We start from the raw sequence: 26,132 nt of genomic DNA, 5'->3' as shown, positions 1-26,132 counted from the left end.
TCCCCGCAGGCTGCACCCGCGGGGATATCGACATTAAAGCCGTGGGGCGCCGCCGCCCCACCTGGCACTAACCGATCGCCAGTTCGGTGATCTCGCGGCGGAAGGGCAGGTCGTCGCCGCGGTCCGGTTCGTCCAGATCACGGGCATAGCGGTGGCCGGCATAGGTCGCCCAGGCGATCGGGCCGGGGGCATTGGCGTCGCCGATGATCTGCACCGAGCGGATGCCCGCATCGGCCCAGTCGGCTTCGCGCGCCTTGAGGTCCAGATACAGCCCGTTTTCCTCCTCGCGCGAGGCGACGATCACCACCGCGTCGCAGCCATGTTCCTGCAACGCGCCGGTATAGACACAGTTGGAAACCACCTGTCCGCCGCCAATGCTGGCCACGCCGCGGTTCAGTATGATATTGACCCCCATCCCGGCCAGGCGGCGGTGGATGGTGTGCTGTTCCAGCGTGTTCATCGTCCAGTCCGACACATAGGCCGAGGGGGTGATAAGCGTCACCTCGCAGCCTTCGCCGACCAGAAGCTCGGCCAGAACGCCGCCCATGTAATAGTGGTCGTCGTCAAAGATCACCACCTTGCCCCGGGGCTTGCGGCCTTCCATGATGTCGTCGGGGGTGAAGATCGGCAGCGAGCCGTCCATCGGCATCGGCACCACATGCTGGCGCGACACCCCATCGGCACGCCATCTGGCGCCAGTGGCGATGCAGATGTTCTGGAAGCCGAATTCCATGATCGCATCAGCGTCCAGCCGGCTGTCGAAATAGGTCTCGACATTGGGGCGCTGGCTGATCTGGTATTCGCGATATTCCAGCACCCGGCCCCAGGCCGACAGGCCGGGCAGGCGGCGTTCGCGGGCGACGCGGCCGCCCAGTTCGGTGCGCGCCTCGGCGATGGCGATGTCATAGCCGCGCAGCGCCAGCGCCCGCGCCGCCTCGAGCCCGGCCGGGCCGGAACCGACGATCAGCACGCTTTGGCTGTCGCCCTTGGGGTTCATCTTCTCGGGGTGCCAGCCCTTGCGCCATTCCTCCATGAAGGTGGGGTTCTGGGTGCAACGGCTGATCGACATGGTCATGTCGCCGGTGATGCAGATATTGCAGCCGATGCATTCGCGGATGTCCTCGATGCGGCCTTCCTCGATCTTGCGGGGCAGAAAGGGATCGGCGATCGACGGCCGGGCGCAGCCGATGAAATCCAGTGTTCCCGACCTGATCATCCGCACCATGGTATCGGCCGAGGTAAAGCGGCCGACGCCCACCACCGGCTTGTCGGTCAGCTCGCGGATGCCGCGCACCAGTTGTTCCTGCGCACTCTCGTCCTTGAAGCGCGACGGGCCCGAGCAATCCTCCCACGAGCCCTGGGCCAGGTCCCACAGGTCGGGCAGGTCGCGGTTCAGTTCGATGAACTCGCGCACCTCGGCATTGGAAAAGCCCAGATCGCCGATGGTCTCGTCCAGACTGACGCGCAGCGTGATACCCATGGTGTCGCCCACCGCGTCCCGCATGTCGGCGATGACCTCGTTCACGAAGCGCGAACGATTTTCAAGGCTGCCGCCATATTCGTCGCTGCGCTGGTTGGTGGCGCGGCTCAGGAAATGCTGGAAGATGCCAAAGCCATGCGCGCCGTAAAGGCAGATCAGGTCGAAGCCGGCCAGTTTTGAGCGCCGCGCCGCATTCACGAACCAGCGGCGCAGGTTCCTGATGTCGGTCTTGTCCAGGGCGCGGGCCTGCACCGGGTCGTTGGTAAAGGTGCGGATCGGCATGGCCGATGGGGCCAGCGGCACCTCTTTGGTGTAAAGGTTCGGGCCGTTGATGCCGGAATAGGCCAGCTGGATGCCGGCCAGGGCGCCATGGGTTTTCATCCGTTCGGCCATCTTGCGCAGCTGCGGGATGTCCTTGTCCTCCCACAGGCGCAGTTCGATGAAAGGAGTGATTTCCGAGGTGTGGTGCATCTCGCACTGTTCGGTGAAGATGACCCCCCAGCCGCCTTCGGCCTTGATGCCGCGCATCTCGGCCGCGGCCGACGGGTCGCGATAGCCGCCGCCGTTGCAATGCGGCACCTGATAGAAGCGGTTCTTGGCGGTGACGGGGCCGATCTGCATCGGCTGGAACAGGATGTCGTAGCGGGGATCGCGCAATTGAGGCTCCTTGCAAGGCGGGGCGGGCGGCGGCGGCCCGGATGGCGGGGGACGCGCGGGGCGCGCGCATCCTGGGCGAGGCTGGTGGCGATCAGCCCCGATACTTGATCCAGACGGTTTTCAGCGCCGAATACTTGTCCAGCGAATGCAGCGACAGGTCGCGGCCAAAGCCCGATTGCTTCATGCCGCCAAAGGGGGTCTGCGCCGACAGGGCATCGACGCAATTGACCGACACCGTGCCCACATGCAGACGTTCCGATACCCGGCAGGCGCGCGACAGGTTGTCCGTCCAGACCGAGGCCGCCAGCCCATAGATCGAGTCGTTGGCCATGGCCACGGCCTCGTCCTCGGTATCGAAGGGGATGACCGACAGCACCGGGCCGAAGATCTCGTCGCGGGCCAGCGGATCGTCGTGGCGCACATCGTCAAAGATCGTCGGCTGCACGAAGCAGCCCTTGCCGTCGATGCGGACACGTTCGCCGCCCGCGACCAGGTTGGCGGTGCGCCGGCCTTCGTCGATGAAGCGCATGATCCCTTGGGTCTGCCGCTCATCAACGATGGCGCCCATTTTCGATGCCGGGTCCAGAGGATCGCCGGGTTGCAGGGCCTGGGCGCGCTGGATCAGCTTTTCGACGAAGGTGTCCTTGATCCGGCGTTCGACATACAGCCGCGAATTGGCCGAACAGACCTCGCCCTGGTTGAAGAAGATGCCAAAGGCTGCCATGTCGGCCGCCGCATCCAGATCCTCGCAATCGGCAAAGACCAGGTTGGGGCTTTTGCCGCCGGTCTCGGGCCAGACCTGCTTCAGGTTCGACTGGCCGGAATATTCCATGAAACGCTTGCCGGTCGCGGTCGAGCCGGTGAAGGCCAGGCAATCGACATCCATGTGCAGACCCAGCGCCTTGCCGGCGGTGGCGCCAAAGCCCGGCACCACGTTCAGCACCCCGTCGGGCAGGCCGGCCTCGGCCGCCAGTTCGGCAAGGCGGATCGCCGATAGCGGCGATTGCTCGGCCGGTTTCAACACCACCGAATTGCCGACGGCCAGCGCCGCCGCCGCCTTCCATGTCGCCATGTCCAGCGGGAAGTTCCACGGCACCACCGCGCCGACGACGCCCAGCGGCACCCGCCGCACCATGGCCAGATCGCCCGGCCCGGTCGGCGCCACCTCGTCATAGATCTTGTCGATGGCTTCGGCATACCACTGGAAGAAATGCGCCGAACCGGGCGCGTCGATGGTGGCGGCATCGCGCACCAGCTTGCCCATGTCCAGGCTATCCAGCAGCGCCAGCTCTTCCAGGTTTGCGCGGATCAGGTCGGCCAGCCGCAGCAGCACCGCCTTGCGTTCGCCGGGGGGCTTGCGCGACCAGCGCCCGTCCTGAAAGGCACGGCGGGCGGCGGAAACGGCGCGGTCGACATCGGCGGCGTCGCATTCCGCGACCCGGGTCAGCACCGCGCCCGTCGCCGGGTTGATGCTGTCGAAGGTCTTGCCCGACAGCGCATCGACGAACTTGCCGTCGATGAAGGCCTGTCCGCGCAAGGTCAGCGCGGCAGCGCGGGATTTCCAGCCCTGATGGTCCAGCATGGGGGTTCCTTCATTCATCTCCGGGAACACCGTACGAGGGGGCCTCGCGCGGGTCGATGGCACGCTGGACATAAGCCTCCAGCTGCGGCTTGTAGATGTCCCACAGCCGGGCAAGCGCGTCGATCGGGCAGTCCTCGGTCCAGTCGCAGCGCAGGTCGGCCACCGGCCAGGCAAGCCTGTCGGCGATCTTCAGCCCGGCGGAGTGGACAGGGCCGGCCTCGCCGCCGGCGGCCAGGCCGGCACGCATGGCGGCGATCAGCCGGTCGCCGATATGGCCTGTCGATGACAGGAAGCTGTCGACGATCGCCTGCGGCACGCCGTCATTGGCCAGCAGATTGCCGCCCGAGGCGACATCCTGCGCCTGCGCATCGGCCCAGATGCCCAGCGAATTCGGACCAGAATGGATGGCGGTCCGGCCCAGGGCATCGACCGCCAGCACCTGCCGGTATTCGATGAAGCATCCGCGCAGCCTGACCTCGGCCAGAGCCTCGGGGGCGGACAGGCCCTGTTGCATCAGGTCCAGCGCCAGGGGCCCCAGGCCGGGGTCGGTGACGTTCTGCGTCGCCACCGCGCCCACGCCGGCGCGCACAAAGGGACAGCGCGCCGCCACCGCCGGCGAGGACGATGAGATGGCGACCCCGAACATGCCGGTGTCGGCGCAGCGGGCGACCAGCGAAAAGGTCATCGCCCTAGCCCGGAATGACGGCGGTGCCGTCGATTTCGACCAGCCATTCCGGCCGCGCCAGCGCCTGCACCACCAGCCCGGTCGAAACGGGATGCACGCCCTTCAGGTATTCGCCCATGGTGCGATAGACGGCTTCGCGGTGGCGCACGTCGGTCAGATAGACGACCACCTTCACCAGGTGCTCCATGCTGCCGCCGGCTTCCTCGATCAGCTGCCGGATGTTCTGCATGACCTTGTGGGTCTGTTCGACCGGGTCGTGGCTGTCGATGTTCCTGGCGGTGTCCAGATCCTGAGGGCATTGGCCGCGCAGCCAGACGATGCGGCCACCCTGGGTGACGACGGCCTGGCACAGGTCGTTGTCCAGGTTCTGTTCAGGATAGGTTTCCCTGGTGTTGAACTTGCGAATGCGGGTATGGGCCATGTGGGTCTCCGTCGGTCGGGCTTGCTGGCGGTTTTTCCGCAAGCCGCAGCGTGGAAAAAGAAAACTCTTGCTCATCCCTGCATAGGCTGAGCCTAAGCAGCAGCGGTCAGGCGGGTTGCGGCTCGCGCAGCGCCTGGGCGTGATAATCCATATACTTGTTCTGGATGGCGATCTGTTCGGCGATGTGCCTGGCATCGTGCCACACCCCCCAGATGAAGCTCGAGCCGCGGCGCGACTGCCAGGGCAGGCCCAGGCCATTGCGCGCCACATAGGCGTCGGCCGCGTCCAGAAGCTCCAGGTAATTCGCATCGCCCTGATCGAGGTTGCGCCGCAGGTCGTCGGCAAAGGTCACGATGCCGTCGCGGTAGCCGTCGGTCACGCCCGTCAGCACCATCCCGCGATTGCCCAGCCGACGGAAATCGACGGTCTCGCCGCCATGGGCGCCGCTGACGGCAATGGTCACATGCTCGGTCCCGGGATTGGGCGCGGCCATGTCCCATTTGCCCAGCACGCCCAGCCACCAGCAGAAGTCGCGACCGCGATAGGCCCGCGGCGGGCGGTCATGCGGACCGACCGACAGATAGACCTTGCGGCCGGCGCGCAGCAGTTCGTCGGCGATTTGCACCCCGGACGAACCCGCCCCGACGACCAGCACCGCCCCGGGTGCCAGCTGCCGCGGGTTGCGATAGTCGCTGGAATGGATCTGGGCCACCCCCGCATCCTGCGAAATCACCGGCGGGATGACCGGCTTCTGGAACGGGCCGGTGGCGGCGACGACGTGATTGGCCTCGAACACCCCGGCCGAGGTGGTCACGGTAAAACCGGCCCGACCCTGGTTGCGCCGCACCTCGCGCACCTCGACCCCGGCGCGGCGTCGGCTCGAAGGAAAGCTTCGACCTGATCGAGGCCCTGGCCGACAAGCTGGGCGCCGCGGTCGGCGCCTCGCGCGCGGCGGTCGATTCGGGCTATGCCCCGAACGACTGGCAGGTCGGCCAGACCGGCAAGGTGGTGGCGCCGGAACTGTATATCGCCGTCGGCATCTCGGGCGCGATCCAGCACCTGGCCGGCATGAAGGACAGCAAGGTCATCGTCGCCATCAACAAGGACGAGGAAGCCCCAATCTTCCAGATCGCAGACTACGGACTCGTCGGGGACCTGTTCACAACCGTCCCCGAACTGACCGCAAAACTCTAAGGACCAGGGAGCGGCCCGGGTCAACCCGGCCGCAACCCCGAGACCCGAAAGAAATCACGGCCTCTGCCCGCCCGGCAGAGGCCGCTTCTGTTGGCATAACGTCATCCGTGCCGACAGCTGTGCAACAGCCTTACAGCGGCACGTCGGGCCCGGTGCCACCCACCGTCGGCGCAGCCACCGGTCGGCATCTATGGCGTGAAGGCCGATGCGATCCTGCTGCTGCTGGTGGGCGCGGCGATCGCCTGGCTGATCGCCTATATCATCGTGCATGTCGATGTGATCGTGCTGCGCCGGCGTTATCCGCAGATGCCGCGCCCGTTCCGCACCCCGCTGTATCCGCTGCCGCAGATCCTGGGCATCGCCGGCATGGCCTATGCGATCCGCCATGCCTCGCCCACGCCCGAAATGACGACCAGGGTGTTCACCGTGGCGGGCATCACCCTGCTGGCCGGCTGCGCCCTGGCGGCGATCTGGGTGAAATTCGTGATGAAGAAGGGCCTGTTCGAGCCCGAGCCCGCCGACCGCCACATCGACCGCTAGGAAGGTTGCGCCCATGTCCATGCCCCATGCCGAGACGCTGACATTGCTGGAACGGCTGGTCGCCTGTCCGACGGTCAGCGCCGAAAGCAACCTCGAACTGATCGCCCTGGCCGAAGCGCATCTTGCGGCCGCCGGCTTTGCCACCCGGCGCCTGCCCTCGGCCGACGGGCGCAAGGCCGGGCTGGCGGCGCATCTGGGCGGCACCCGGGGCGGCATCCTGCTGTCGGCGCACAGCGATGTGGTGCCGGTTGCCGGGCAGGACTGGACGCGCCCACCCTTTGCTCTGACCCGGGCCGAGGGCCGGCTTTACGGGCGCGGCACCACCGACATGAAGGGCTTTCTGGCGGCGGCGCTGTCGCTGGCCGGCCGGGCCGGGCGGTCAACCCCGAAACTACCGCTGATGCTGCTGATTTCCTATGACGAAGAGGTGGGCTGCACCGGCATCCGCGACATGGGGCCGGGCATCCGCGCCCTGGGTTGGCAACCCGACCTGTGCATCGTGGGCGAGCCCACCGGCATGGCGCCCGCCATCGGCCACAAGGGCAAGGCCGCCTTCACCGCGCTGTGCCGCAGCACGCCGGGCCATTCCTCGGTCGCGCCGCGCCATGTCAACAGCCTGCACCTGGCCACCGACCTGATTGCGGCGCTGCGCCGGATGCAGGACGATTACGCCACCGGGCCGCATCAGGATGCCGGCTATGACATCGCGTTTTCCACGGTGCATGTGGGCACGCTGTCGGGCGGCACCGCACTGAACATCGTCCCCGACCGCGCGCAGCTGAGCTTCGAGTTCCGCCACCTGCCCGCCGATGCGCCCGCGGATTTCCTGACCCGCCTGCAAGCCGAGGTGCAGGACATCCTTGACCGCTGCCGCGACCGAGATCCCGCCGCCGGCATCGAACTGGCGGTGACGAACACCTATCCCGGCCTGCAGATCGCCGCCGACCATCCCGCGGTGGCCGAGGTGGCGGGCCTTGCCGGCAATGCGCCGCCGATCAAGGTCTCTTACGGCACCGAGGCAGGATACCTTTCGCAATACGGTTTCCCCACGGTGGTCTGCGGCCCCGGCGACATGAACGGCCAGGGGCACAAGGCCGACGAATATCTGACGCTGCAGCAACTGGCCGCCTGCGACCGCATGATGGATCGCATCCTTGCGCGGCTGAACGCATGAAAGAACGCTGACCCTCGCGCGCACGGGTCACGCCGGGCAGGCGGCGCGACCTGCACCCTTGCGTCGTATGGTCATGGGAGTGGGCTGGCGGCTGTCTTGACAGGCCGGACATGACCGGGCCAAGCATGGCATTCGCAGCAGTCGGGGTGGCAAGGGATGCGCAGTTCCAGGATCGTGCATGTGGTATCCTGCCACGCCGAGGGCGAGGTGGGGGATGTGATCGTGGGGGGTGTCGCGCCTCCGCCCGGGGAAAGCCTGTGGGACCAGGCGCGCTGGATCGCCGCCGATGGCAAGCTGCGCGATTTCGTGCTGAACGAACCGCGCGGGGGCGTTTTCAGGCATGTCAATCTGCTGGTGCCGCCCCGTGATCCGGGCGCCCAGATGGGCTGGATCATCATGGAACCTGCCGATACCCCGCCGATGTCCGGGTCGAACGCGATCTGCGTCGCCACGGTCCTGCTGGATACCGGCATCCTTCCCATGCAAGAGCCGGTGACCCGGCTGAGGCTGGAGGCACCCGCCGGCGTGATCGAGATCGAGGCCGAGTGCCGCGACGGCAAGGCCGAACGGATCAGGTTTTGGAACGTGCCTTCCTTTGCCGACAGGCTGGATGCCCGGATCGAGGTCGCAGGGCTGGGCAGCCTGTCGGTCGATATCGCCTATGGCGGCGACAGTTTCGTGCTGGTGGATGCCGCCGCGCTTGGTCTGCGCATTGCCCCCGATCAGGCCCGCGATCTTGCGCAGGCGGGCATGGCGATCACGCGCGCGGCCAACGAGCAGCTTGGCTTTCGCCATCCGCTCAACGGTTGGGATCATGTTTCCTTCTGCCAGTTCACCGAACCGGTCAGCCGCAGCGGTGGGGTTCTGACCGGCCGCAGCGCCGTCGCCATCCGCCCGGGCAAGATCGACCGTTCGCCCACCGGAACGGGATGCTCGGCACGCATGGCGGTGCTGCAGGCTCGCGGCCTGATGCAGACCGGCGACAGGTTCATCGGACGCTCTATCCTGGATACCGAATTTGATTGCGCCATCGACTCGCTGGTCGATCTGGCCGGGCGCACGGCCATCCGTCCGATGGTATCCGGACGGGGCTGGATCATCGGAACACGACAGCTGATGCTTGACCCCGCCGACCCCTTTCCGGCCGGCTATCGCCTGGCCGACACCTGGCCATCCGATGCATGAGGAGCGTTGCCCCGTGATCCCCGACCGATCCGTCATCGAATTTCTGACCCACGAACGCGCCGCCGGCCGGCTGGACTGGTCCGGCGCGGTTCAGGCCTTGCGCCAGGGCCACCTGCTGCCGCGCGCCGAAATCCGCGACGTGTTCCTGGGCCCGGCGACCGGCACCATGATGAGCCGATCGGCCCATATTCCCGGCCTGGGCTATGGCGCCAAGACCTTTACCGTGTTCGACGGCAATACCGCGCGCGGATTGCCGACGGTGCAGGGGGCGATGCTGGTCTTTGACGACGACACCGGCAGCCTGCGGGCGATCGTCGAAAGCCGGCTGGTGACCGAATACAAGACCGCCGCCGATTCCGTCCTGGGCGCCAGCCTGCTGGCCCGGCCCGACAGCCGGCACCTGCTGATCCTGGGCGCGGGCACGGTCGCGGCCAGCCTGGTGCGCGCCTATACCGCGGTTCTGCCGCAGCTGGAGCGGGTGTCGATCTGGTCGCGCCGGCCCGAACAGGCACAGGCATTGATCGCCGGCATCGCGGGCATCGGCGCCGAACTGGCGGCGGTCGCCGATCTGGAGCCGGCGGTCGCCGGGGCCGATATCGTCGCTGCCGCCACCATGGCGCGCCAGCCGGTCATTCGCGGCGACTGGGTGCGGCCTGGCACCCATGTCGACCTGATCGGCGCCTACAAGGCCGACATGCGCGAGGCCGACGACGCGCTGATGGCGCGCGCCGCGCTGTTCGTGGACAGCCGCGACACCACCCTGGGCCATATCGGCGAGCTGATGCTGCCCATTGCCTCGGGTGCCATCACCGCGGACAGCGTGCTGGGCGATCTGTATGATCTTGTGCGTCCCGATGCCCGCCGTCGGCAGTCGGCACAGGAAGTAACCGTGTTCAAGAACGGCGGCGGTGCGCATCTGGACCTGATGATCGCGGACTGGATCGCCCGCAGCCTTGCCTGTCAGGGACCGGGGGCGCCGGGCTGAGCCGCCGCCATCGCCCGGGCCTTGTCGGTTGCCGCCTGTAGCGCCGCCAGCACGGCGCGGCTGAAACCGGCGGCCTCGGCCGCCTCTAGCCCCGCCGCGGTGGTGCCGCGGTAATCGCGATAGACGGCGATGATGGCGGGCGCCTCGGAAATGCGGCCTTGCAGCAGCCGGGCGCCGCCGACGACCGCCGCCTCGGCCGCGCGCCAGGCGATGGCCTCGTCCACGCCGTGCTGGCGCAGAAAACCGGCCATGGCCACCGCCATCAACGCCGGATAGGCGGCGCCCGAACCGGGCAGGGCGGTCATCAGGTCGATGTCGGATTCATCCGCCAGCTCATCGGTGGTGCCGATCGCCGCCAGCAGCCGCCGCACGCGCTGGCGGTCCTGATCGCTGACACCCGGCGCCGCCCAGAACGGCGAATACGAAGCGCCGATCTCTGCCGCCGCATTGGGCATGGCCCGCACGATCCGCCCACCGCAGCGCGCCAGCGCACGCGCCTCGACCCCCGCCATGAAGGACAAGACCAGCCGGTCGCGCGCCACCAGCCGCAGACCGGGCCAATCCTGCGGCCGGATCGAGATCACGACCACATCGCTGCGCGCCACCAGATCGGCCGCGTCGCTGGCCCAGACCACCTGCGCCTGGCCATGATAATCGCCGCAGCGGCCGCTGCGGTTCAACACCACCAGATCGCCGGGCCGCACGATGCCGCGCGCCAGCAATCCCGCCCCCATTGCCGAGCCCAGCCAACCCGTTGCCCCGATGATTCCGACCCGCATCGCCGCCTGTCCCCGATCGCACCGCTCGCGACCATCCTGCCACGCCATGGCAGCCCCGCGCCAGAACGTTCGGCGGCGAAATGTTCACATGTGATTTATAAATTGACATAAGTGAACATTTCTTCGATCCTTGGTCCCAACCCTCTCTGTCACGGCCAAGGCGATGTCGAACGATCCCCTTCTGCAGCCCTATCGGTTGAAGCATCTGACGCTGCGCAATCGCATCATGATCACCAGCCACGAACCCGCCTATCCCGAGGACGGGATGCCCAAGGACCGCTATCGCGCCTATCACGTCGAGCGCGCGAAGGCGGGCGTCGCCCTGACGATGACGGCGGGCTCGGCCTCGGTCTCGCGCGACAGCCCGCCGGTGTTCAACAATATCCTGGCCTGGCGGGACGAGGTGGTGGGCTGGATGCGGCGGCTGGCCGACGAATGTCACGACCACGGCTGCGCGGTGATGATCCAGCTGACGCATCTGGGCCGGCGCACCCGCTGGGACAAGGCCGACTGGCTGCCGGTGGTTTCGCCCGGCCACGAACGCGAGGCGGCGCATCGATCCTTTCCCAAGAAGATGGAGGACTGGGACATCGCCCGCATCATCGGCGATTACGTCGATGCGGCCGAACGGATGCGGGCAGCCGGCCTGGACGGGATCGAACTGCAGGCCTATGGCCATCTGATCGACCAGTTCTGGTCGCCGCTGACCAACGATCTGGACGCCCCCTATGGCGGTGACCTGGACAACCGGCTGCGCTTTGCCTTCGACATCCTGCGCGGCATCCGCGACCGCTGCGGCCCCGATTTCATCGTCGGCATCCGCTACACCGGCGACGAATGCTTGCCCGGCGGCATCACCGCGGCCGAGGGGCTGGCGATCTCGGCCCGGCTCAGGGACAGCGGGCTGGTCGATTTCCTGAACGTGGTGCGCGGCCATATCGACACCGATGCCGGGCTGACCGACGTGATCCCGGTGCAGGGCATGCGCAACGCCCCGCATCTGGAATTCGCCGGCGCCATTCGTCGGGCCACGAACTTTCCCACCTTTCACGCCGCCAAGATCCCGGATGTTGCGACCGCACGCCATGCCATCGCCGCGGGGCTGATCGACATGGTGGGAATGACGCGCGCGCATATGGCCGACCCGCATCTGGTGCGCAAGATCGTCGAAGGGCGCGAAGATGACATCCGCCCCTGCGTCGGCGCCAATTATTGCCTGGACCGTATCTATCAGGGCGGCATGGCCTTTTGCCTGCACAATGCCGCCACGGGGCGCGAACAGACCATGCCGCATGCCATCCCGCCGGCCCCGGCGCAAAGACGCATCACCATCATCGGCGCCGGACCCGCGGGCATGGAGGCCGCCCGCGTCGCCGCCGAACGCGGCCACTCCGTGATCGTGTTCGAGGCCGCCGACCAGCCCGGCGGCCAGATACGGCTGACCGCCCGCGACGCGCGCCGGCGCGAGATGGGCGCGATCATCGCCTGGCGTCTGGCGCAGTGCCAGGCCCGCGGCGTGCAGTTCCGGTTCAACAGCTATGCCGAGACCAGCGATGTCCTGGCCACCCGGCCCGATGCGGTCATCGTCGCCACCGGCGGCCTGCCGCATGTCAATGTGCTGGCGCAGGGCAACGAACTTGTCTGCTCGGCCTGGGACATCCTGTCGGGCGACGTGAAGCCGGGCCGCAACGTGCTGATCTTTGACGATGCGGGCGATCATGCGGCGTTGCAGGCGGCCGATCTGATTTCGGCCACCGGCGCCGCGGTCGAGATCGTGACCCCCGACCGCAGCTTTGCCCCCGAGGTCATGGCGATGAACCTGGTGCCCTATATGCGCAACCTGCAAGGGCGCGACACCACCTTCACCGTGACCTGGCGGCTGTTGTCGGTCGCGCGCCAGGGCAACCTGCTGCTGGCGCGGCTGGGCAGCGACTATGGCGGCATCACCCGCGACCGCATCGTCGATCAGGTGGTGGTGAACCACGGCACAAGGCCGCTGGACGATCTGTATTTCCAGCTGAAGCCCCTGTCCACGAACCTGGGCGAGGTCGATTATGCCGCGCTGACCCGCGGCGAAGCCCAGGATCTGCTGCGCAACCCCGCGGGGAGCTTCCAGCTTTACCGCATCGGCGACGCGGTGGCGGCGCGCAACACCCACGCGGCGATCTATGACGCACTGCGGTTGGTCAAGGATCTGTGACGGATTTTCCGTTCACGAATGCCGATGGTTTATGAAGGTGACGAGCCTTCCCGGCGACAAGCGGATCGACCGCGCGGCCGGTTCGACCCGATCGACGCCAATTTGCCAGCCGGGGATGGAACGGCCGACGGCGGTGATCGACACCTCGCAGATCCGGCTGGCTGCACGCTTGGTGACCGAGGTTCTGGGACCGGCGCGGGTGCAACTTATCGAGATAATCGGAATTATGTCAAGAAAATCCCTGCCGCTGCACACGCGGCCGGCATTGGCGGGGAACGTCGGGCGCCCGGGCGGGTTGAGTGGGCAGACCCGCCGCAGCCGCGGCCCTGATGCAGGAGGAACCATGTCCGCCCCCGAACCCGATCTGAGCAAGCAGCAACGCCGCCACCGTGGCCCGGTTCTGGGCATCCTGATCCTGGTAGCGCTGACCATTCTGGGTTTTGTCTGGTGGATGGGTTACGAGACCGCCGATATCCCCAAACCCGGCGACGATCAGCAGCCCGTCGATGAACAGTCGCAGCCCGCCGACGCGCCGGCCGAGCCATCGATGCCGCCGCAGACCCCGGCCAGCCCCGGCACACAACCGACGAACTGAGCCGTGCCGGCCTAACCGTAGACCAGCGCCAGGTTACGTCCCTCGATCCGGTGAACGGGCACCTCCATGTCGTAAAGCGTGCCCAGAACCACCGGACAGATCAGTTCGTCCGGGGTGCCGTGCGCAAACAGCCGCCCGCCCTTCAGCGCCACGATCCTGTCGGCGTGGCAGGCGGCGAAATTGATGTCGTGCAGCACCACCAGCACGGTCTTGCCCAGATCCCGGGCGGTCCGCGCCAGCAGCCGCATCATCGCCTGGGCATGGCGCATGTCGAGATTGTTCAGCGGCTCGTCCAGCAGCAGGTAATCGGTGTCCTGCGCCAGCACCATGGCGACAAAGGCGCGCTGGCGCTGGCCGCCCGACAACTGGTCCAGAAAGCGGTCGGCCAGCGGCGTCAATTCCAGATAGTCGAGCGCGCGGGCAACGGCGGCGTGATCCTCTGGTCCCGGACGGCCGCCGCAATGCGGAAATCGGCCAAAACCGACCAGATCGCGCACGCTCAGCCGCGCGGTCAGGTGGTTGTCCTGGCGCAGGATCGCCAGCCGTCGCGCCAGTTGCGCACCCGGCGTGCGCTGCACGTCCAGCCCGTCCACGGTGACGCTGCCACGATCAGGCCGGTCCAGCCGCGCGATCAGCGACAGCAGCGTGGATTTGCCGGCACCATTCGGTCCCACCAGCGCGGTGACGCCGCCGCGCGGCAGGTCCAGGTCGATGCCGTCCAGCACCGTGGTGCGGCCATGGTCCTTGCCCAGATTGCGGATGCGGATCATCGTCTTCCCCTTGCCACCAGCAGCGCGATGAACACCAGCCCGCCGCCGAATTCGATCAGGATGCGCAGGGCGCTGTCCAGCGCAAAGACCCGCTCCAGCACCAGCTGCCCGCCGACCAGCAGCAGCCCCGCCACCAGCGAGGCCGCCGGCAGCAGATAGCGATGCGCCGTCTGCCCCAGGACCAGCTGCGCCAGCGCCGCCACCATCAGCCCGAAGAACAGCACCGGCCCGACCAGCGCCACCGAGACCGCCACCAGCACCGCCACCGCCGCCAGCAGCATGAGCGATTCCCGCCGCCACTCCAGCCCCAGGTTGATGCCCAGCGGCCGCCCCAGCGCCATCACGTCAAGCCGCCGGCAGCGCGGCCAGACCCAGGCCGACACCGCCGCGACCGTCACCGTGGCCGCCGCCAGCAATTGCGGCGGAATGGCGGTGAAACTGGCAAACAGCATGTCGGTCAGCACCATGAATTCGTTGGGATCCAGCAGCCGCTGGATGAATTCGGCCAGCGTGCGCAGGAACACCCCGAACACCACCCCGATCAGCAGCAGCCGGTGCAGCCCGGCCGCATTGGCGCTGCCCAGCAACCAGCGATAAAGCGCCAGCGCCGCGGCGATCATCAGCACCACATTGGCGCCAAACACCAGCCGCGGGTCCAGCGCCGCCACCCGGGCACTGCCCAGAACCGCCACCAGCAGCGTGCTGACCAGCACGAACAGCGAATCAAAGCCCATGATCGCCGGGGTCAGGATGCGGTTGGCGGTCACGGTCTGAAACAGCACCGTCGCCCAGGCCACGGCATGGGCGACGACCAGCAGCCCCAGCAGCTTGCGCCCGCGAAAGCCCAGGACGAAATCCCAGTTGCCGCGCGCGCCCAGCGTCATGTAGGCCACGGCCAGCAGCGCCAATCCCAGCGCCAGCAGTGCCAGCACGATGCGCGGACGGCGATCAGGCGCCATGGCGTGTCTCGCGCAGGATCAGCGCCAGAAACACGGCACTGCCGATCACCCCCATCATCGTGCCCAGCGGAATCTCATAGGGCGCGATCAGCAGCCGACCCAGGATGTCGCAGACCAGCACCAGCCCGGCGCCGCCAAGCGCGCACCAGGGCACCGCCCGGCGCATGTTGTCGCCCAGCGACAGCCGCACGATATTGGGCACGATCAGCCCCAGAAACGGGATCATCCCGACGCTGACCACCACCACCGCACTGACCAACGCCACCGCCGCCAGCCCGGTGACCACCCAGCGTCCATGCGCCACCCCCAAGGACAGCGCCACATCGCGCCCCAAGCCGGCCACGGTGAACCGGTCGGCGGCGATCCAGGCCAGGGCCGCCGCGCCCAGGCCCAGCCACAGCAATTCGTAGCGACCGCGCAGGACGCCGGACATGTCGCCCTGGCTCCAGGCCAGGACGGTCTGCAGCAGGTCGAGGCGATAGGCCAGAAAGCTGGTCGCGGCCGCGATCACGCCGCTGAACAGAATCCCGATCAGCGGCACCAGCAGCGGGTCGCGCAGCGGCACCCGGCGCAGGATGGCCAGGAAAAGCCCGGTGCCGATCAGGGCACAGACCGCGCCCACCGCCATCTTGGCGATGATCGGCGCGCCCGGCGCCCACAGCGTGACCAGCAGCAGGCCCAACCCCGCCGATTCCATGGCGCCGGTATTCGCCGGCTCGACAAAGCGGTTGCGAATGACGATCTGCGTCAGCAACCCGGCGATCGACAGCGCGCTGCCCGCCAAAAGCAGCGCCGCCAGCCGCGGCACCCGGCTTTCCACCAGCACCAGCCAGGCCGCGGCATCGCCCGCCGCCAGCCGGTCGATGGCCATGGGCAGGACGCCCACGAACAGGCTGGCCACGGCCAGCGCCGCGATCATCAGCAGCGCCAGCGCCATGGCCGCGACGGGCTGGCTCGGGCGGGGAATCATCGCAGGGTCAGGCGTCGGCGCCCAGGGCCTGGGTCAGCTGATCCAGCAGGATGTTCAGCGCCGTATAGCCGCCAAAGGCGATATAGGCCGCCTGCGGGTCCAGCTGCACGACATGGCCGGCCTTGACCGCGCGGGTTTGCGCCATCAGCGCATTGTCCAGTGCCGCCTGCGCCCCGGCACCGGCCTGCCCCACCCCCGCGTCGCGGTCGATGACAAAGATCCAGTCGGGATCCTTTTCCAGGATGTATTCATAGGAAATCACGTCGCCGCCGTGAAAACGGTCGTCGATGTCCGGGGCCACGGTGGCAAAGCCCAGCTGGCTGTGGATCCAGCCCACGCGCGAGGCCGGGCCATAGGCACCCAGCTTGCCGCCATTGGTGACCAGGATCAGCGCGGTTCCCGATTTCGGGGCGATCTGCTTCAGATGCGCGATCTTGGCGTCCAGCGTCGCGATCATGTCGCGCGCCCGCTGCTCCTTGCCGAAGATGCGCCCCAGGGTGGCGATATTGTCCCGAACCGAGGCGAACAGGTCATCGCCCAGGCTCAGGTCGACCGTCGGCAGGATCCTGGACATTTCGGGATAGGTCGAGGCGCTGCGGGTGCCCACGATCATCAGATCGGCATCGGCGGCGGCCACGGCCTCGTAATCCGGCTCGAAGATGGTGCCGACCTTGGGATAGGCGGCATCGGCGTATTTCGACAGATAGGCCGGCAGGTTGCTGCCCAGCACGCCCGCGGGTTCAGCACCCAGGGCATCGGCGATGTCCAGCGCGTTGATGTCCAGGATCAGCACCTTTTCGGGTGCCTGCTCCAGCCGGGTTTCGCCCTGGGAATGGGTGATCGCCATGGGTTCGGCCAGGGCCGGCAGCGGCGCGACGGGGCCTAGCGCCAGGCCAAGGCCAAGGCAGGCGATCAGGGGCAGATGACGCATGTCGGGGTTCCTCGTAGCGGTTGTTCGCCGCCCGGCTATATTACCCGATATGAATAGTCAACTATGCCCCCCCGATCACTCTGCCGCCATCATCGCGGGTTGCTGCCGCAGGCGGCTGGCGACCTCGGCCCGGACCCGTTCGGCGGCATCGTGGCGCACCGGGCCATAGCCGCGGATCTGCTGCGGCGCCGCCAGCACCATGGCCAGGGCCTGCGGGTCGTGGTCCAGCGCGCCGGCCTCGACCCGGTCCAGCAGACCCTCGAACCAGCTCAGCAACTCGCGGTCCAGCCGGCGGTCGGCGCTGTGGGCGAACAGGTCCCAGCGCGTGCCGCGCAGATGCCGCATCCGCGCCAGCACTGCCATCACCCGACCCATCCACGGACCGAAACGGCGCTTGCGCACCCGCCCGCGCCCGTCGCGCGCACCCCCCAGCAGCGGCGGCGCCAGATGGTAGTGGACGCGATAGTCGCCCTGGAACTCGCGCGCGATGCGGTCGTGGAAATCGGTGGCGGTGAACAGGCGCCCGACCTCGTATTCGTCCTTGTAGGCCATCAGCCGGAACAGCGACCGCGCGGCCTCGACCGCCAGCGGCTCGGGCAGGCGGGCGGCCAGACGTTCGATGCGCTCGGCAAAGCGGCGGGCATAGGCCTCGTCCTGATATTCGGTCAGAAAGGCGCGGCGATGGGCGACCAGTGCCGCCAGATCGCTGGGCTCGGTCGCCGGCGCATCCGCCAGATGCGCGGCCAGCGCCTGCGGGTCATGCGCCATCACCCGGCCCAGGTCAAAGGCCAGCAGGTTGCGTTCCGCCGCCACCCCGTTCAACCGGATCGCCTGCGCCAGCGCCGCCTGCCCCACCGGCACCAGCCCGCGCTGCCAGGCCGCGCCCAGCATCATCATGTTGGCAAACACCGCATCGCCCAGCAGCCGCTCGGCCGCACGGTTGGCGTCAAAGCCCAGCAGGTTGTCGTCGCCGACCGTGGCCGCGATCAGCGCCTCGCGCGTGTCGATGCGCAGATCGGCATCGCGGTTCAGCACCAGATCGCCCGTCGGCATCGATGCGCGGTTCAACACCACCTGCGTTCCCGGCCGGTAATGCAGCGATGCCTTGGGCGACGAGGCGACCACCGCGTCGCAGGCGATCACCGCATCGGCATGGCCGCGTTCGATGCGCACCTGATGGATGTCCTCGGGGCGGGCGGCCAGCCGGACATAGCCCAGGACGGTGCCGAATTTCTGGGCAAAGCCGGTGAAATCCAGCACGCTGGCGCCCTTGCCCTCGAGATGGGCGGCCATGGTGATCAGCGCGCCGATGGTGACGACGCCAGTGCCGCCGACGCCGGCGACCAGCAGTTCATGCGGGCGCGACAGGTCCGCCACGGGCGGCTGCGGCAGGCCCGCCACCAGCGCCTGCGCATCCAGCCCCGCCGGCTGCGGCGGCCGGCGGCTGCCACCCTCGATGGTGACGAAACTGGGGCAGAAACCGTTCAGGCAGCTGAAATCCTTGTTGCAGCTGGACTGGTTGATGCGCCGTTTGCGGCCCAGGGGCGTTTCCAGCGGCTCGACGCTGAGACAGTTCGATTCGACCGAACAGTCGCCGCAGCCCTCGCAGACCCAATCGTTGATGACGGCGAATTTCGGCGGATCCTCGGCCTTGCCGCGCTTGCGCCGGCGGCGCTTTTCGGTGGCGCAGGTCTGTTCATAGATCAGCACGCTGACGCCGCGGATCTCGCGCAGCTCGCGCTGCACCGCATCCAGTTCGTCGCGGTGGTGCAGGGTGGTGCCGGCGGGGAAATCGGACAGGTCGAATTTTTCGGGATGGTCGCTGACCAGGGCGATGCGCTGGACGCCTTCGGCGCGGCAGCTCTGGGCAATGGCGGCGACGCTGACCGGGCCGTCGACCGGCTGGCCCCCTGTCATCGCCACCGCATCGTTATACAGGATCTTGTAGGTGATATTGCCCCCTGCCGCCACCGCCTGACGGATCGCCAGCGAGCCCGAGTGATACCACGTCCCCTCGCCCAGGTTCTGGAACATGTGCTTGCCGCCGTTCCAGCGCTGGGTGACGGCCAGCGTCACCCCCTCGCCGCCCATCTGCGCATAGCCCTGGGTGCGGCGGTTCATCCAGCCGGCCATGACATGGCAGCCGATGCCGCTGGCGGCGCGGCTGCCATCCGGCAGGCGGGTCGAGGTATTGTGCGGGCAGCCGGAACAGAAATAGGGGGTGCGGCTGGCGCCGGGCACCGACAGCCGCGGCGCCGGCGTCGCCGCCAGTGCGGCGGCGCGTTCCGCCAGCCCTTCGTCGGGAAAGAAGCCCGCCAGCCGTTCGGCCAGCACCGGCACCAGCATCAAGGGCGTCAATTCGCCCGTCCAGGGCAGCAGCGGGTCGCCCGCCGCGCGGTGCTTGCCCACCATCTTGTCGGGCTTGGCCCCCGGCCAGTCATAGAAATATTCCTTGAACTGGCTTTCGATGATGCCGCGCTTTTCCTCGATCACCAGCACTTCCTGCTTGCCGGTGACAAAGGCCAGCGCGTCGCGGCGCGCCAGCGGCCAGACCATGCCGACCTTGTAGATGTCGATGCCCAGGCGGCGGCAGGCGGCCTCGTCCAGGCCCAGCAGGCGCAGCGCCTCCATCGTGTCCAGAAACGCCTTGCCGCTGGTGACGATGCCGAACCGGGCCTCGGGAATGTCATAGATGCGCCGGTCGATCGGGTTCGCCTCGACAAAGGCTTCGACCGCGGCCAGCTTGTGGATCAGCCGGGTTTCGATTTCCGGGCTGGGCAGGTCCGACAGCCGCACATGGATGCCGCCGGGCGGGGCGGCAAATTCAGGCAGCACAAAGCGGCGGTCGGCGGGCAGTTCGACCGACTGGCCGGCCTCGACGGTTTCCGAAATCGCCTTGAAGCCGACCCAGGTGCCCGAAAAGCGCGACAGCGCATAGCCGTATTCGCCATATTCCAGATATTCGCGGATCGAGGCCGGATGCAGCACCGGCATGAACCAGGCCATGAAGGCCACGTCAGACTGATGCGGCATCGACGATGACACACAGCCGTGGTCGTCGCCGGCCACCACCAGCACCCCGCCCTTGGGCGCGCTGCCATAGGCATTGCCGTGTTTCAGCGCATCGCCCGAGCGGTCGACCCCCGGGCCCTTGCCATACCACATCGAAAACACGCCCTCGACCCGGCAATCGGGCTCCAGCGCCGCCTGCTGGGCGCCCAGCACCGCGGTGGCGGCCAGATCCTCGTTCACGGCGGGCAGGAACTCGATGCCTTCCTGCGCCAGCCGCGGCCCGAGGCGCCACAGCTCCTGGTCCAGCGCCCCCAGAGGCGAGCCGCGATAGCCCGAGACAAACCCCGCCGTGTTCAGCCCCGCGGCGCGGTCGCGGCGGGCCTGGTCCAGCAGGATGCGCACCAGCGCCTGGGTGCCGGTCAGGAACACGCGGCCGCTTTCGCGGTCGTAACGGTCGCTGAGCCGATAGTCGTCAAGCGCGGTCTGGGTCATGGCATCGTCCTGCGGCTGGCATTTGGGCTGTGCCCAGATTATCCGCGATGCGCTGAAAATTTTGCCCAGAGTTCTGGCCGGACGCGAATATTTCGACTAATCCTTTCACCAGATGCCACCTTGATGAAACCACATGCCGGTTCAGGACGCAATCGACCAGCGCATTCTGGCGGCCTTGCGCCAGGACAGCCGCATTTCCAATGCCGATCTGGCCGCGAGGGTCGGATTGTCGCCGTCATCCTGCTGGCGGCGGGTGCGGGCGCTCGAGGAATCGGGCGTCATCCGCCGCTATACGGTCGATCTGGACGATGCCGGGCTGGGGCTGGACTTCAAGGCCATCGTGCATGTGACGCTGACGCGCCACGATCAGGCAATGGTGCGCGATTTCATCCGCCAGATCCGCACCAAGGACGAGGTGCGCGCCTGTCATGCCACCACCGGCAGCTTCGACTACCACCTGCATGTGGTCTGTCCCGACCTGGCCGCCTTCAACCGCTTTCTCGAGGAATTCCTGTTCACCATCCCGGCGGTGGCCAGTGCCCAGACCAATCTGGTGCTGCGCACGATCAAGGACTAGCGGGACAGCCGGCCGTCAACGCGGCCGGCTGCGGGTTCAGGCCTGCTTGCGGGGACGCAGCTTCTGCGCCCCGGGCAGTTCGATGTTGATTTCCAGGCTGGACAGATCGTCGCTGCGTTCAAGCTTGATGTCGACCGCATCGCTGTCGATATCCATGTGCCGGCGGATCACCTCGAGGATGTCGCGCTGCAGCAGCGGCAGGAAATCGGGGCTGGCGCCGCCGGCGGCCCGTTCATGCGCCAGCAGGATCTGCAACCGCTCCTTGGCGGTCTGGGCCGATCCGGCCTTGCGGGAGCGAAGGGAAAAACCGAACATGTTCAGGCCGTCCGTCCCAGCAGCCGCGACAGCAGCCCGCGACGCGGCTCGCCGCTGGCGATGCGCATTTCGATCTGCTCGCCCACCAGACGGCCCACGGCATCCAGATAGGCGCGACCGGCGGGCGACTTGTCGTCCAGCGTGACCGGCGTGCCTTCGTTCGAGGCCTTCAGCACCGTCGTGCTTTCGGGAATGATGCCCAGCAGCGGGATCGCCAGGATTTCCAGCACGTCCTCGACGCTCATCATCTCGCCCTTGGCCGAGCGCGCCTGGTCGAAGCGCGTCAGCAACAGCTGCGCCTTGACCGCGCTGCCGTCGCCCTTTTCGGCCAGGAAGGTCTTGCTGTTGAGCAGGCCCAGCACCCGGTCGCTGTCGCGCACCGACGACACCTCGGGGTTGGTGACTACCACCGCCTCATCGGCATAATACATCGCCAGATGGGCGCCGCGCTCGATCCCCGCGGGGCTGTCGCAGACGATATAGTCGAAATCCTCGCGCAGCTCGTCCAGGACCGCCTTGACGCCTTCCTTGGTCAGCGCGTCCTTGTCGCGGGTCTGCGAGGTGGGCAGCACGAAAAGGTTGTCCAGCCGGCGATCCTTGATCAGCGCCTGTTTCAGCTTGGCATCGCCCTGGATGACATTGATGAAATCGAACACGACCCGGCGTTCGCAGCCCATGATCATGTCCAGGTTGCGCAGGCCGACATCGAAATCGATCACGACCGTCTTGTGCCCGCGCATCGCGAGTCCCGCGCTGATAGCGGCCGAGGAGGTCGTCTTGCCGACGCCGCCCTTGCCAGAGGTGACTACGATGACCTTGCTCACCAAACGCTTCCTTTCGATCCAGTGTCAGTTGAGGGATTCGATCTGCAGCCTGTCGCCGTCCAGATAGACCTGGACATGGCTGCGGGGGGTGTCCGGTCCCAGGTTCTCGCTGGTGCGATACAGCCCGGCGATGGCCAGCAGTTCGGCGTCCAGCACGTTGCAGAAGATGCGGGCAGAACTGTCGCCGTTCACGCCGGCCAGCGCCCGCCCGCGCAGGCGGCCATAGACGTGGATATTGCCGGTGGCGATGATCTCGGCCCCGGAACTGACCGTGCCGATGACGACCAGATCGCCGCGATCGGCAAAGACGGTCTGGCCGGATCGCACCGGCTGGGTGATCAGCTTGGTGGCGACCGGCGGCGGTTCGGGCGCGGGCTGGGCCACGGCGGCCGTCGCCCGGGCGCCCGGGCGGGTGTTGTCGGACCGGGTATCGGGCCGGGTCACCCGCTCCAGCGGCAGGGCGCGGCCGGGGGGCAGGACAATCAGCCCGCAGGCGGCAGCCGCGGCCTCTTGCGCGGGGGTGGCGTTCTGGATGCCGAACACCGACAGCTTGCGCGCACGCAGTTCGGCCATCAGCCAGTCCAGTTCCGCGCCCAGCTGCGGCGCCTGTTCCAGGTCCAGCACCAGCGGCGCGTTTTCAAAGAACAGCGGCGTCTGGCGCAGCCGGGCATCCAGCGCCGCCAGAAAGCCGGCATCGGCGGGCCCGGACAGGTGCAGGGCCACGGCGGTAAAGAATCGGCCGCGAATCTGGAACGGCTTCACGGACGCGACCCGGCCCGTCGCGGCATCAGGATATCGGTTTGCTTGCACGCTCGGCTCTGCTCGTGTGTTCTTGGCGCGTCATCTCGCGCGCGTCGCCTTCTTCCCTAATGATTTGCACGGGCCGCGTCCATGCGCTTTGCACCGTTCATCGACCCTCGGCGGAACCATGCCGCGCCGACGGTCATGACACGGGCTATCGGGCCGCGGCGATGCTCAGGCCGCCAGCAGCTCGTCGGCGGGGCCGAAGAATTCGTAATGGATGCGGCTTGCCGGCACCCCGGCCAGCGACAGCGCCGAAACCGCCGCCCGCAGGAACGGCCGCGGCCCGCAGATGTAATAGTCGGCCTGGGCGGGATCGGTATTGGCCAGCAGCCATTCGTCGGTGATCAGCCCGGCATGGTCATAATCGCGGCCGGCCACCTCGCCCGGCAGCGGGGTCTGGTGGAAGTCGGTGACGCGGACATCGGCGCCCTGCCCTGCCAGCGCCCGCACATGGGCGCGCATGGCATGGGTGTCGCGGTCATGGGTGCCGTGGATGTAATGCACCGGCACCTGCGCCCTTTCGGCGACCAGTGCTTCCAGCATCGCCACCATCGGCGTCAGCCCCACCCCGCCCGACAGCAGCACCACCGGCCGCGTCGGCGCCGGCTGCAGGTAGAATTCGCCGGCAGGGGCCGCGACCTTCAGCACCGTGCCCGCCGGCTGCTGGTGCAGCCAGCCCGAGGCCAGCCCCTGCGGTTCGCGCTTGACCGAGATGCGATAGCTGCTGCCATCGGGCGCCGACGATATGGAGTAATTGCGCTTGACCGGCGGCTGACCGGGGATGTCGAACCAGAAAGTCAGATATTGGCCCGGCTTGTGGGTCATCACCGGACCGCCATCGGCCGGCACCAGCACAAAGGACTTGATGACGCTGCTTTCGCGGATGACCTCGGCGATGCGGAAATCGCGCCAGCCGGTCCAGCCGCCGCGGCTGGCCGACTGTTCGGCATAGATGCGGGCTTCGCGGGCGATAAGGATATTGGCCAGGAACCAATAGGCCTCGCCCCAGGCCTCGAGCAGCTCGGGGGTGGCGGCATCGCCCAGCACATGGGCGATCGCGCCCAGCAGCGCCTCGGCCACATGCGGATAATGTTCGGGCAGGATCTGCAGGCCCACATGCTTCTGCGCGATGCGTTCGACCGCCGGCGCCAGCGCCCCCAGATTGTCGATATTCGCCGCATAGGCCATGATCGCCCCGGTCAGCGCCCGCGGCTGCGCATCGCCGGCGCCGTGATGGGACTGGTTGAACAGGTCACGGATCTGCGGGTCGCGAAACATGCGCGCATACATTTCATGCACGATGTCCAGCCCATGCGCTTCCAGCGCGGGGACGGTCGCCTTGACCAGGGCAATGGTTCGGGGCTGAAGGGTCTGGGTCATGTCATGGGCCTTTGTGCTGCCGTGGGTTTAAAAGATGTATTTCGTATACATCTATACGGCGGGCCGAAATCATGCAATTCCTGTGCATGTTATGGAAAGACGGACATGCGACTGACGCGCTATAGCGATTATGCCATGCGGGTGATGCTGTATCTGGGCCGCCAGCCCGACCGGCTGTGTTCCATCGCCGAGATCGCAAAGGCTTATGGAATCTCGCAAAATCATCTGATGAAGGTCACCAACGATCTGGTGAACGCGGGCTATCTGAGCAGTGTGCGCGGCCGCGGCGGCGGCATCCGGTTGGCCCGTCCGGCGGCGCAGATCAACGTGGGTGCGATCATTCGCCACACCGAGGATGACTTTGATCTGGTTGGTTGCGGCGGCTGCATCATCGCCCCAGCCTGCGGCCTGACCAGCGTGCTGGACGAGGCGCTGGCGGCATTCCTGAACGTGCTCGACGGCTACAGCCTTGCCGATATCCTGGCGCGGCGTGGCGATTTCCTGCCGCTGCTGCATCTCGGCGACCGTCCCGGCGCGGCACCGCGGGCCGGGGCGGGCTAGGGCTCGGTCCGGCGGCGCAGCGTCCGCGGAGCAGTGCCGTGCCAGCGGGCGAAGGCGCGCGAAAAGGCGCTTTGATCGGAATAGCCCAGCCGCAGCGCGATCTCGCACAAGGGCAGCTCGCCCCGCGCCAGCAACGCCTGGGCATGGATGCGGCGGCACTCTGCCAGGATGTCGTGAAAGGACCGGCCTTCGGCCGCCAGCGCCCGGCGCAGCGTGCGTTCGGACATCTGCAACCGCGCCGCCACCTGCGCCTGCCCGACAAGCCCCTGATCCAGATGCGCCAGCAGCAGGTCCTGCACCTGGATCGACAGCGGCGTCTGCCGGCGCAGGGCGTTCAACCCCCGCTCCAGCGCCGCTTCGGCCTCCGTTGCTGCCGACACGGCCAGATCGGCGCGCAACGGGTTGGCCATGGCGCGCGCCGCCAGCACGATGCGGTTCAGCGGCTGATCAAAGCGCGGCCGCAATCCCAGATAGGTTGCCAGCGCCCGCAAGTCGCGGTCTGCGGGGTGCTCGAAACCCAGGTCCAGCACCGCGTCGCGGGTTACGCCATAGCGCAGGCAGATGCCCCGGATCAGGCCCAGCGTCAGTTCCGCATCGGCCCGGCGCGGCCAGATGCGCGGGTCCAGCACCCGATAGGTGACATGCACCTCGTCGCCGTGGTGATCGACCGTCAGGCTGCTGTCGGATTGCAGCAGCGGGAAACCGCGCGCCAGCGTGGCCAGCGCCTCGCCCAGGGTGCGGCGGCTGGCCAGTGCCTGACCCGGCAGGCCGATTCCATGCGGCACGATCGCCTCGCCCCAGCGCCAGATGGCCAGCACATCCTGCTGCCCGGCCCGCTGGTCCTCCAGCCGACGCACGAAACTGTCCAGAGCCAGCACAGGCTCGGGGTCGATGGCGAATCCTTCGGCGCTGCCCAGCAGCGCCGGCAGGAATGGCCCGCGTATCCAGGACGATGGCTTCATCCGCCGCAGTCCCCGCTTGTGGTGAACGTCATTCTAGCATGGCCCTGCGCGCCGGGGGACTGGTCTTTGCCGCGATGATGGCATTAATGCAGCCAACC

23 protein-coding genes and 3 pseudogenes are annotated in these 26,132 nt (G+C 67.6%); 9 read left to right on the top strand and 17 right to left on the bottom strand.

The annotated features are described in order from the left end of the window. Window positions 1–67: 67 nt before the first annotated feature. From GB880_RS15405 to GB880_RS15385, 5 genes and pseudogenes are all read right to left on the bottom strand, one after another. Window positions 68–2,137, bottom strand: a complete 2,070-nt coding sequence (locus GB880_RS15405) for an oxidoreductase (RefSeq protein WP_263467460.1) — start codon at window positions 2,135–2,137, stop codon at window positions 68–70. Window positions 2,138–2,228: 91 nt separating this feature from the next. Beyond that, window positions 2,229–3,719, bottom strand: a complete 1,491-nt coding sequence (locus tag GB880_RS15400; protein WP_154494482.1) for an aldehyde dehydrogenase — start codon at window positions 3,717–3,719, stop codon at window positions 2,229–2,231. A gap of 10 nt (window positions 3,720–3,729) precedes the next feature. Then, window positions 3,730–4,404 (bottom strand): DUF1028 domain-containing protein, encoded by a 675-nt coding sequence (locus GB880_RS15395; protein WP_154494483.1) that lies wholly within the window; start codon window positions 4,402–4,404, stop codon window positions 3,730–3,732. A gap of 4 nt (window positions 4,405–4,408) precedes the next feature. Next, window positions 4,409–4,825 carry a RidA family protein gene (locus GB880_RS15390; RefSeq protein WP_154494484.1) on the bottom strand — a complete coding sequence of 139 codons (417 nt, stop codon included), beginning with the start codon at window positions 4,823–4,825 and terminating at the stop codon, window positions 4,409–4,411. 106 nt (window positions 4,826–4,931) lie between these two features. Then, window positions 4,932–5,696, bottom strand: a pseudogene (locus GB880_RS15385) (NAD(P)-binding domain-containing protein); the annotation flags it as partial. Between GB880_RS15385 and GB880_RS15380 the strand changes: the two are divergent. From GB880_RS15380 to GB880_RS15360, 5 genes and pseudogenes are all read left to right on the top strand, one after another. After that, window positions 5,693–6,019, top strand: a pseudogene (locus tag GB880_RS15380) (electron transfer flavoprotein subunit alpha/FixB family protein); the annotation flags it as partial. The pseudogenes GB880_RS15385 and GB880_RS15380 overlap by 4 nt on opposite strands. A gap of 177 nt (window positions 6,020–6,196) precedes the next feature. Next, window positions 6,197–6,559: pseudogene (locus GB880_RS15375) on the top strand (amino acid transporter); the annotation flags it as partial. Window positions 6,560–6,572: 13 nt separating this feature from the next. Then, a complete protein-coding gene (argE, locus tag GB880_RS15370) occupies window positions 6,573–7,733 on the top strand; it encodes an acetylornithine deacetylase (protein ID WP_154494523.1) in 1,161 nt (386 codons plus the stop codon). A 156-nt stretch (window positions 7,734–7,889) separates the two neighbouring features. Next, window positions 7,890–8,918, top strand: a complete 1,029-nt coding sequence (locus tag GB880_RS15365) for a trans-3-hydroxy-L-proline dehydratase (RefSeq protein WP_154494524.1) — start codon at window positions 7,890–7,892, stop codon at window positions 8,916–8,918. A gap of 13 nt (window positions 8,919–8,931) precedes the next feature. Then, window positions 8,932–9,903: an ornithine cyclodeaminase family protein gene (locus GB880_RS15360; protein WP_263467459.1), complete on the top strand. Its 972-nt coding sequence runs from the start codon at window positions 8,932–8,934 to the stop codon at window positions 9,901–9,903. Here GB880_RS15360 and GB880_RS15355 read toward each other — a convergent pair. After that, window positions 9,879–10,730: a pyrroline-5-carboxylate reductase family protein gene (locus GB880_RS15355; protein ID WP_327077767.1), complete on the bottom strand. Its 852-nt coding sequence runs from the start codon at window positions 10,728–10,730 to the stop codon at window positions 9,879–9,881. The two genes, GB880_RS15360 and GB880_RS15355, sit on opposite strands and share 25 nt — an antisense overlap. Before the next feature lie 115 nt (window positions 10,731–10,845). On the opposite strand from GB880_RS15355, the gene hpbA reads away from it, so the two are divergent. Beyond that, complete coding sequence (gene hpbA / locus GB880_RS15350; RefSeq protein ID WP_154550705.1) at window positions 10,846–12,882, top strand: N-methyl-L-proline N-demethylase HpbA; 2,037 nt, start codon at window positions 10,846–10,848, stop codon at window positions 12,880–12,882. Window positions 12,883–12,894: 12 nt separating this feature from the next. Here hpbA and GB880_RS15345 read toward each other — a convergent pair whose 3' ends face one another. Next, entirely contained in the window at window positions 12,895–13,026 is a 132-nt protein-coding gene (locus GB880_RS15345) for a hypothetical protein (protein WP_256376888.1), read from the bottom strand. A 199-nt stretch (window positions 13,027–13,225) separates the two neighbouring features. On the opposite strand from GB880_RS15345, the gene GB880_RS15340 reads away from it, so the two are divergent. Next, window positions 13,226–13,477: a hypothetical protein gene (locus GB880_RS15340; protein ID WP_154494615.1), complete on the top strand. Its 252-nt coding sequence runs from the start codon at window positions 13,226–13,228 to the stop codon at window positions 13,475–13,477. Between the two features lie 11 nt (window positions 13,478–13,488). On the opposite strand, the gene GB880_RS15335 is transcribed toward GB880_RS15340, so the two are convergent. From GB880_RS15335 to GB880_RS15315, 5 genes are all read right to left on the bottom strand, one after another. After that, window positions 13,489–14,247 (bottom strand): iron ABC transporter ATP-binding protein, encoded by a 759-nt coding sequence (locus GB880_RS15335; RefSeq protein ID WP_154494614.1) that lies wholly within the window; start codon window positions 14,245–14,247, stop codon window positions 13,489–13,491. Continuing rightward, complete coding sequence (locus GB880_RS15330) at window positions 14,244–15,206, bottom strand: iron chelate uptake ABC transporter family permease subunit (RefSeq protein WP_154550706.1); 963 nt, start codon at window positions 15,204–15,206, stop codon at window positions 14,244–14,246. Before GB880_RS15330 ends, GB880_RS15335 begins: the two co-directional genes overlap by 4 nt. Beyond that, complete coding sequence (locus GB880_RS15325; protein ID WP_154550707.1) at window positions 15,196–16,176, bottom strand: ABC transporter permease; 981 nt, start codon at window positions 16,174–16,176, stop codon at window positions 15,196–15,198. Before GB880_RS15325 ends, GB880_RS15330 begins: the two co-directional genes overlap by 11 nt. 7 nt (window positions 16,177–16,183) lie before the next feature. Then, window positions 16,184–17,107, bottom strand: coding sequence for a siderophore ABC transporter substrate-binding protein (locus GB880_RS15320; protein ID WP_154494307.1), 924 nt, complete (start codon window positions 17,105–17,107; stop codon window positions 16,184–16,186). 75 nt (window positions 17,108–17,182) lie between these two features. Next, entirely contained in the window at window positions 17,183–20,611 is a 3,429-nt protein-coding gene (locus GB880_RS15315) for an indolepyruvate ferredoxin oxidoreductase family protein (protein WP_263467458.1), read from the bottom strand. 133 nt (window positions 20,612–20,744) lie between these two features. On the opposite strand from GB880_RS15315, the gene GB880_RS15310 reads away from it, so the two are divergent. Then, window positions 20,745–21,188 carry an Lrp/AsnC family transcriptional regulator gene (locus GB880_RS15310; protein WP_154494308.1) on the top strand — a complete coding sequence of 148 codons (444 nt, stop codon included), beginning with the start codon at window positions 20,745–20,747 and terminating at the stop codon, window positions 21,186–21,188. Between the two features lie 36 nt (window positions 21,189–21,224). Here the strand turns inward: GB880_RS15310 and minE are convergent, their stop codons facing one another. From minE to hmpA, 4 genes are all read right to left on the bottom strand, one after another. Next, the gene (minE, locus tag GB880_RS15305) at window positions 21,225–21,503 is read right to left on the bottom strand and encodes a cell division topological specificity factor MinE (protein ID WP_154494309.1); all 279 of its coding nucleotides are present in this window, start codon (window positions 21,501–21,503) and stop codon (window positions 21,225–21,227) included. A gap of 2 nt (window positions 21,504–21,505) precedes the next feature. Beyond that, entirely contained in the window at window positions 21,506–22,327 is an 822-nt protein-coding gene (gene minD / locus GB880_RS15300) for a septum site-determining protein MinD (RefSeq protein WP_263467457.1), read from the bottom strand. Between the two features lie 24 nt (window positions 22,328–22,351). Next, on the bottom strand, window positions 22,352–23,089 hold the full coding sequence (gene minC / locus GB880_RS15295; protein ID WP_263467456.1) for a septum site-determining protein MinC: 738 nt from the start codon (window positions 23,087–23,089) through the stop codon (window positions 22,352–22,354). Window positions 23,090–23,302: 213 nt separating this feature from the next. After that, on the bottom strand, window positions 23,303–24,511 hold the full coding sequence (gene hmpA, locus GB880_RS15290) for an NO-inducible flavohemoprotein (protein WP_154494609.1): 1,209 nt from the start codon (window positions 24,509–24,511) through the stop codon (window positions 23,303–23,305). Window positions 24,512–24,616: 105 nt separating this feature from the next. On the opposite strand from hmpA, the gene GB880_RS15285 reads away from it, so the two are divergent. Further along, entirely contained in the window at window positions 24,617–25,072 is a 456-nt protein-coding gene (locus GB880_RS15285; protein ID WP_154494610.1) for an RrF2 family transcriptional regulator, read from the top strand. On the opposite strand, the gene qhpR is transcribed toward GB880_RS15285, so the two are convergent. Continuing rightward, window positions 25,069–26,034, bottom strand: a complete 966-nt coding sequence (qhpR, locus tag GB880_RS15280; protein WP_154550701.1) for an AraC-like transcriptional regulator QhpR — start codon at window positions 26,032–26,034, stop codon at window positions 25,069–25,071. The genes GB880_RS15285 and qhpR overlap by 4 nt on opposite strands. Between the last annotated feature and the right edge of the window lie 98 nt (window positions 26,035–26,132).

Source organism: Paracoccus sp. SMMA_5_TC, from assembly GCF_009696685.2.
Classification (GTDB): Bacteria; Pseudomonadota; Alphaproteobacteria; order Rhodobacterales; family Rhodobacteraceae; genus Paracoccus.
This window is presented reverse-complemented; position numbering and strand designations above follow the sequence as displayed.

What these genes read in the sequence shown, in the direction of transcription:
- GB880_RS15400 (WP_154494482.1), bottom strand. Translation starts at nt 3,719, where the DNA reads ATGCTGGACCATCAGGGCTGGAAATCCCGCGCTGCCGCGCTGACCTTG.
- GB880_RS15395 (WP_154494483.1), bottom strand. Translation starts at nt 4,404, where the DNA reads ATGACCTTTTCGCTGGTCGCCCGCTGCGCCGACACCGGCATGTTCGGG.
- GB880_RS15390 (WP_154494484.1), bottom strand. Translation starts at nt 4,825, where the DNA reads ATGGCCCATACCCGCATTCGCAAGTTCAACACCAGGGAAACCTATCCT.
- argE (WP_154494523.1), top strand. Translation starts at nt 6,573, where the DNA reads ATGTCCATGCCCCATGCCGAGACGCTGACATTGCTGGAACGGCTGGTC.
- GB880_RS15365 (WP_154494524.1), top strand. Translation starts at nt 7,890, where the DNA reads ATGCGCAGTTCCAGGATCGTGCATGTGGTATCCTGCCACGCCGAGGGC.
- GB880_RS15355 (WP_327077767.1), bottom strand. Translation starts at nt 10,730, where the DNA reads ATGGCGTGGCAGGATGGTCGCGAGCGGTGCGATCGGGGACAGGCGGCG.
- hpbA (WP_154550705.1), top strand. Translation starts at nt 10,846, where the DNA reads ATGTCGAACGATCCCCTTCTGCAGCCCTATCGGTTGAAGCATCTGACG.
- GB880_RS15340 (WP_154494615.1), top strand. Translation starts at nt 13,226, where the DNA reads ATGTCCGCCCCCGAACCCGATCTGAGCAAGCAGCAACGCCGCCACCGT.
- GB880_RS15335 (WP_154494614.1), bottom strand. Translation starts at nt 14,247, where the DNA reads ATGATCCGCATCCGCAATCTGGGCAAGGACCATGGCCGCACCACGGTG.
- GB880_RS15330 (WP_154550706.1), bottom strand. Translation starts at nt 15,206, where the DNA reads ATGGCGCCTGATCGCCGTCCGCGCATCGTGCTGGCACTGCTGGCGCTG.
- GB880_RS15325 (WP_154550707.1), bottom strand. Translation starts at nt 16,176, where the DNA reads ATGATTCCCCGCCCGAGCCAGCCCGTCGCGGCCATGGCGCTGGCGCTG.
- GB880_RS15320 (WP_154494307.1), bottom strand. Translation starts at nt 17,107, where the DNA reads ATGCGTCATCTGCCCCTGATCGCCTGCCTTGGCCTTGGCCTGGCGCTA.
- GB880_RS15315 (WP_263467458.1), bottom strand. Translation starts at nt 20,611, where the DNA reads ATGACCCAGACCGCGCTTGACGACTATCGGCTCAGCGACCGTTACGAC.
- GB880_RS15310 (WP_154494308.1), top strand. Translation starts at nt 20,745, where the DNA reads ATGCCGGTTCAGGACGCAATCGACCAGCGCATTCTGGCGGCCTTGCGC.
- minE (WP_154494309.1), bottom strand. Translation starts at nt 21,503, where the DNA reads ATGTTCGGTTTTTCCCTTCGCTCCCGCAAGGCCGGATCGGCCCAGACC.
- hmpA (WP_154494609.1), bottom strand. Translation starts at nt 24,511, where the DNA reads ATGACCCAGACCCTTCAGCCCCGAACCATTGCCCTGGTCAAGGCGACC.
- GB880_RS15285 (WP_154494610.1), top strand. Translation starts at nt 24,617, where the DNA reads ATGCGACTGACGCGCTATAGCGATTATGCCATGCGGGTGATGCTGTAT.
- qhpR (WP_154550701.1), bottom strand. Translation starts at nt 26,034, where the DNA reads ATGAAGCCATCGTCCTGGATACGCGGGCCATTCCTGCCGGCGCTGCTG.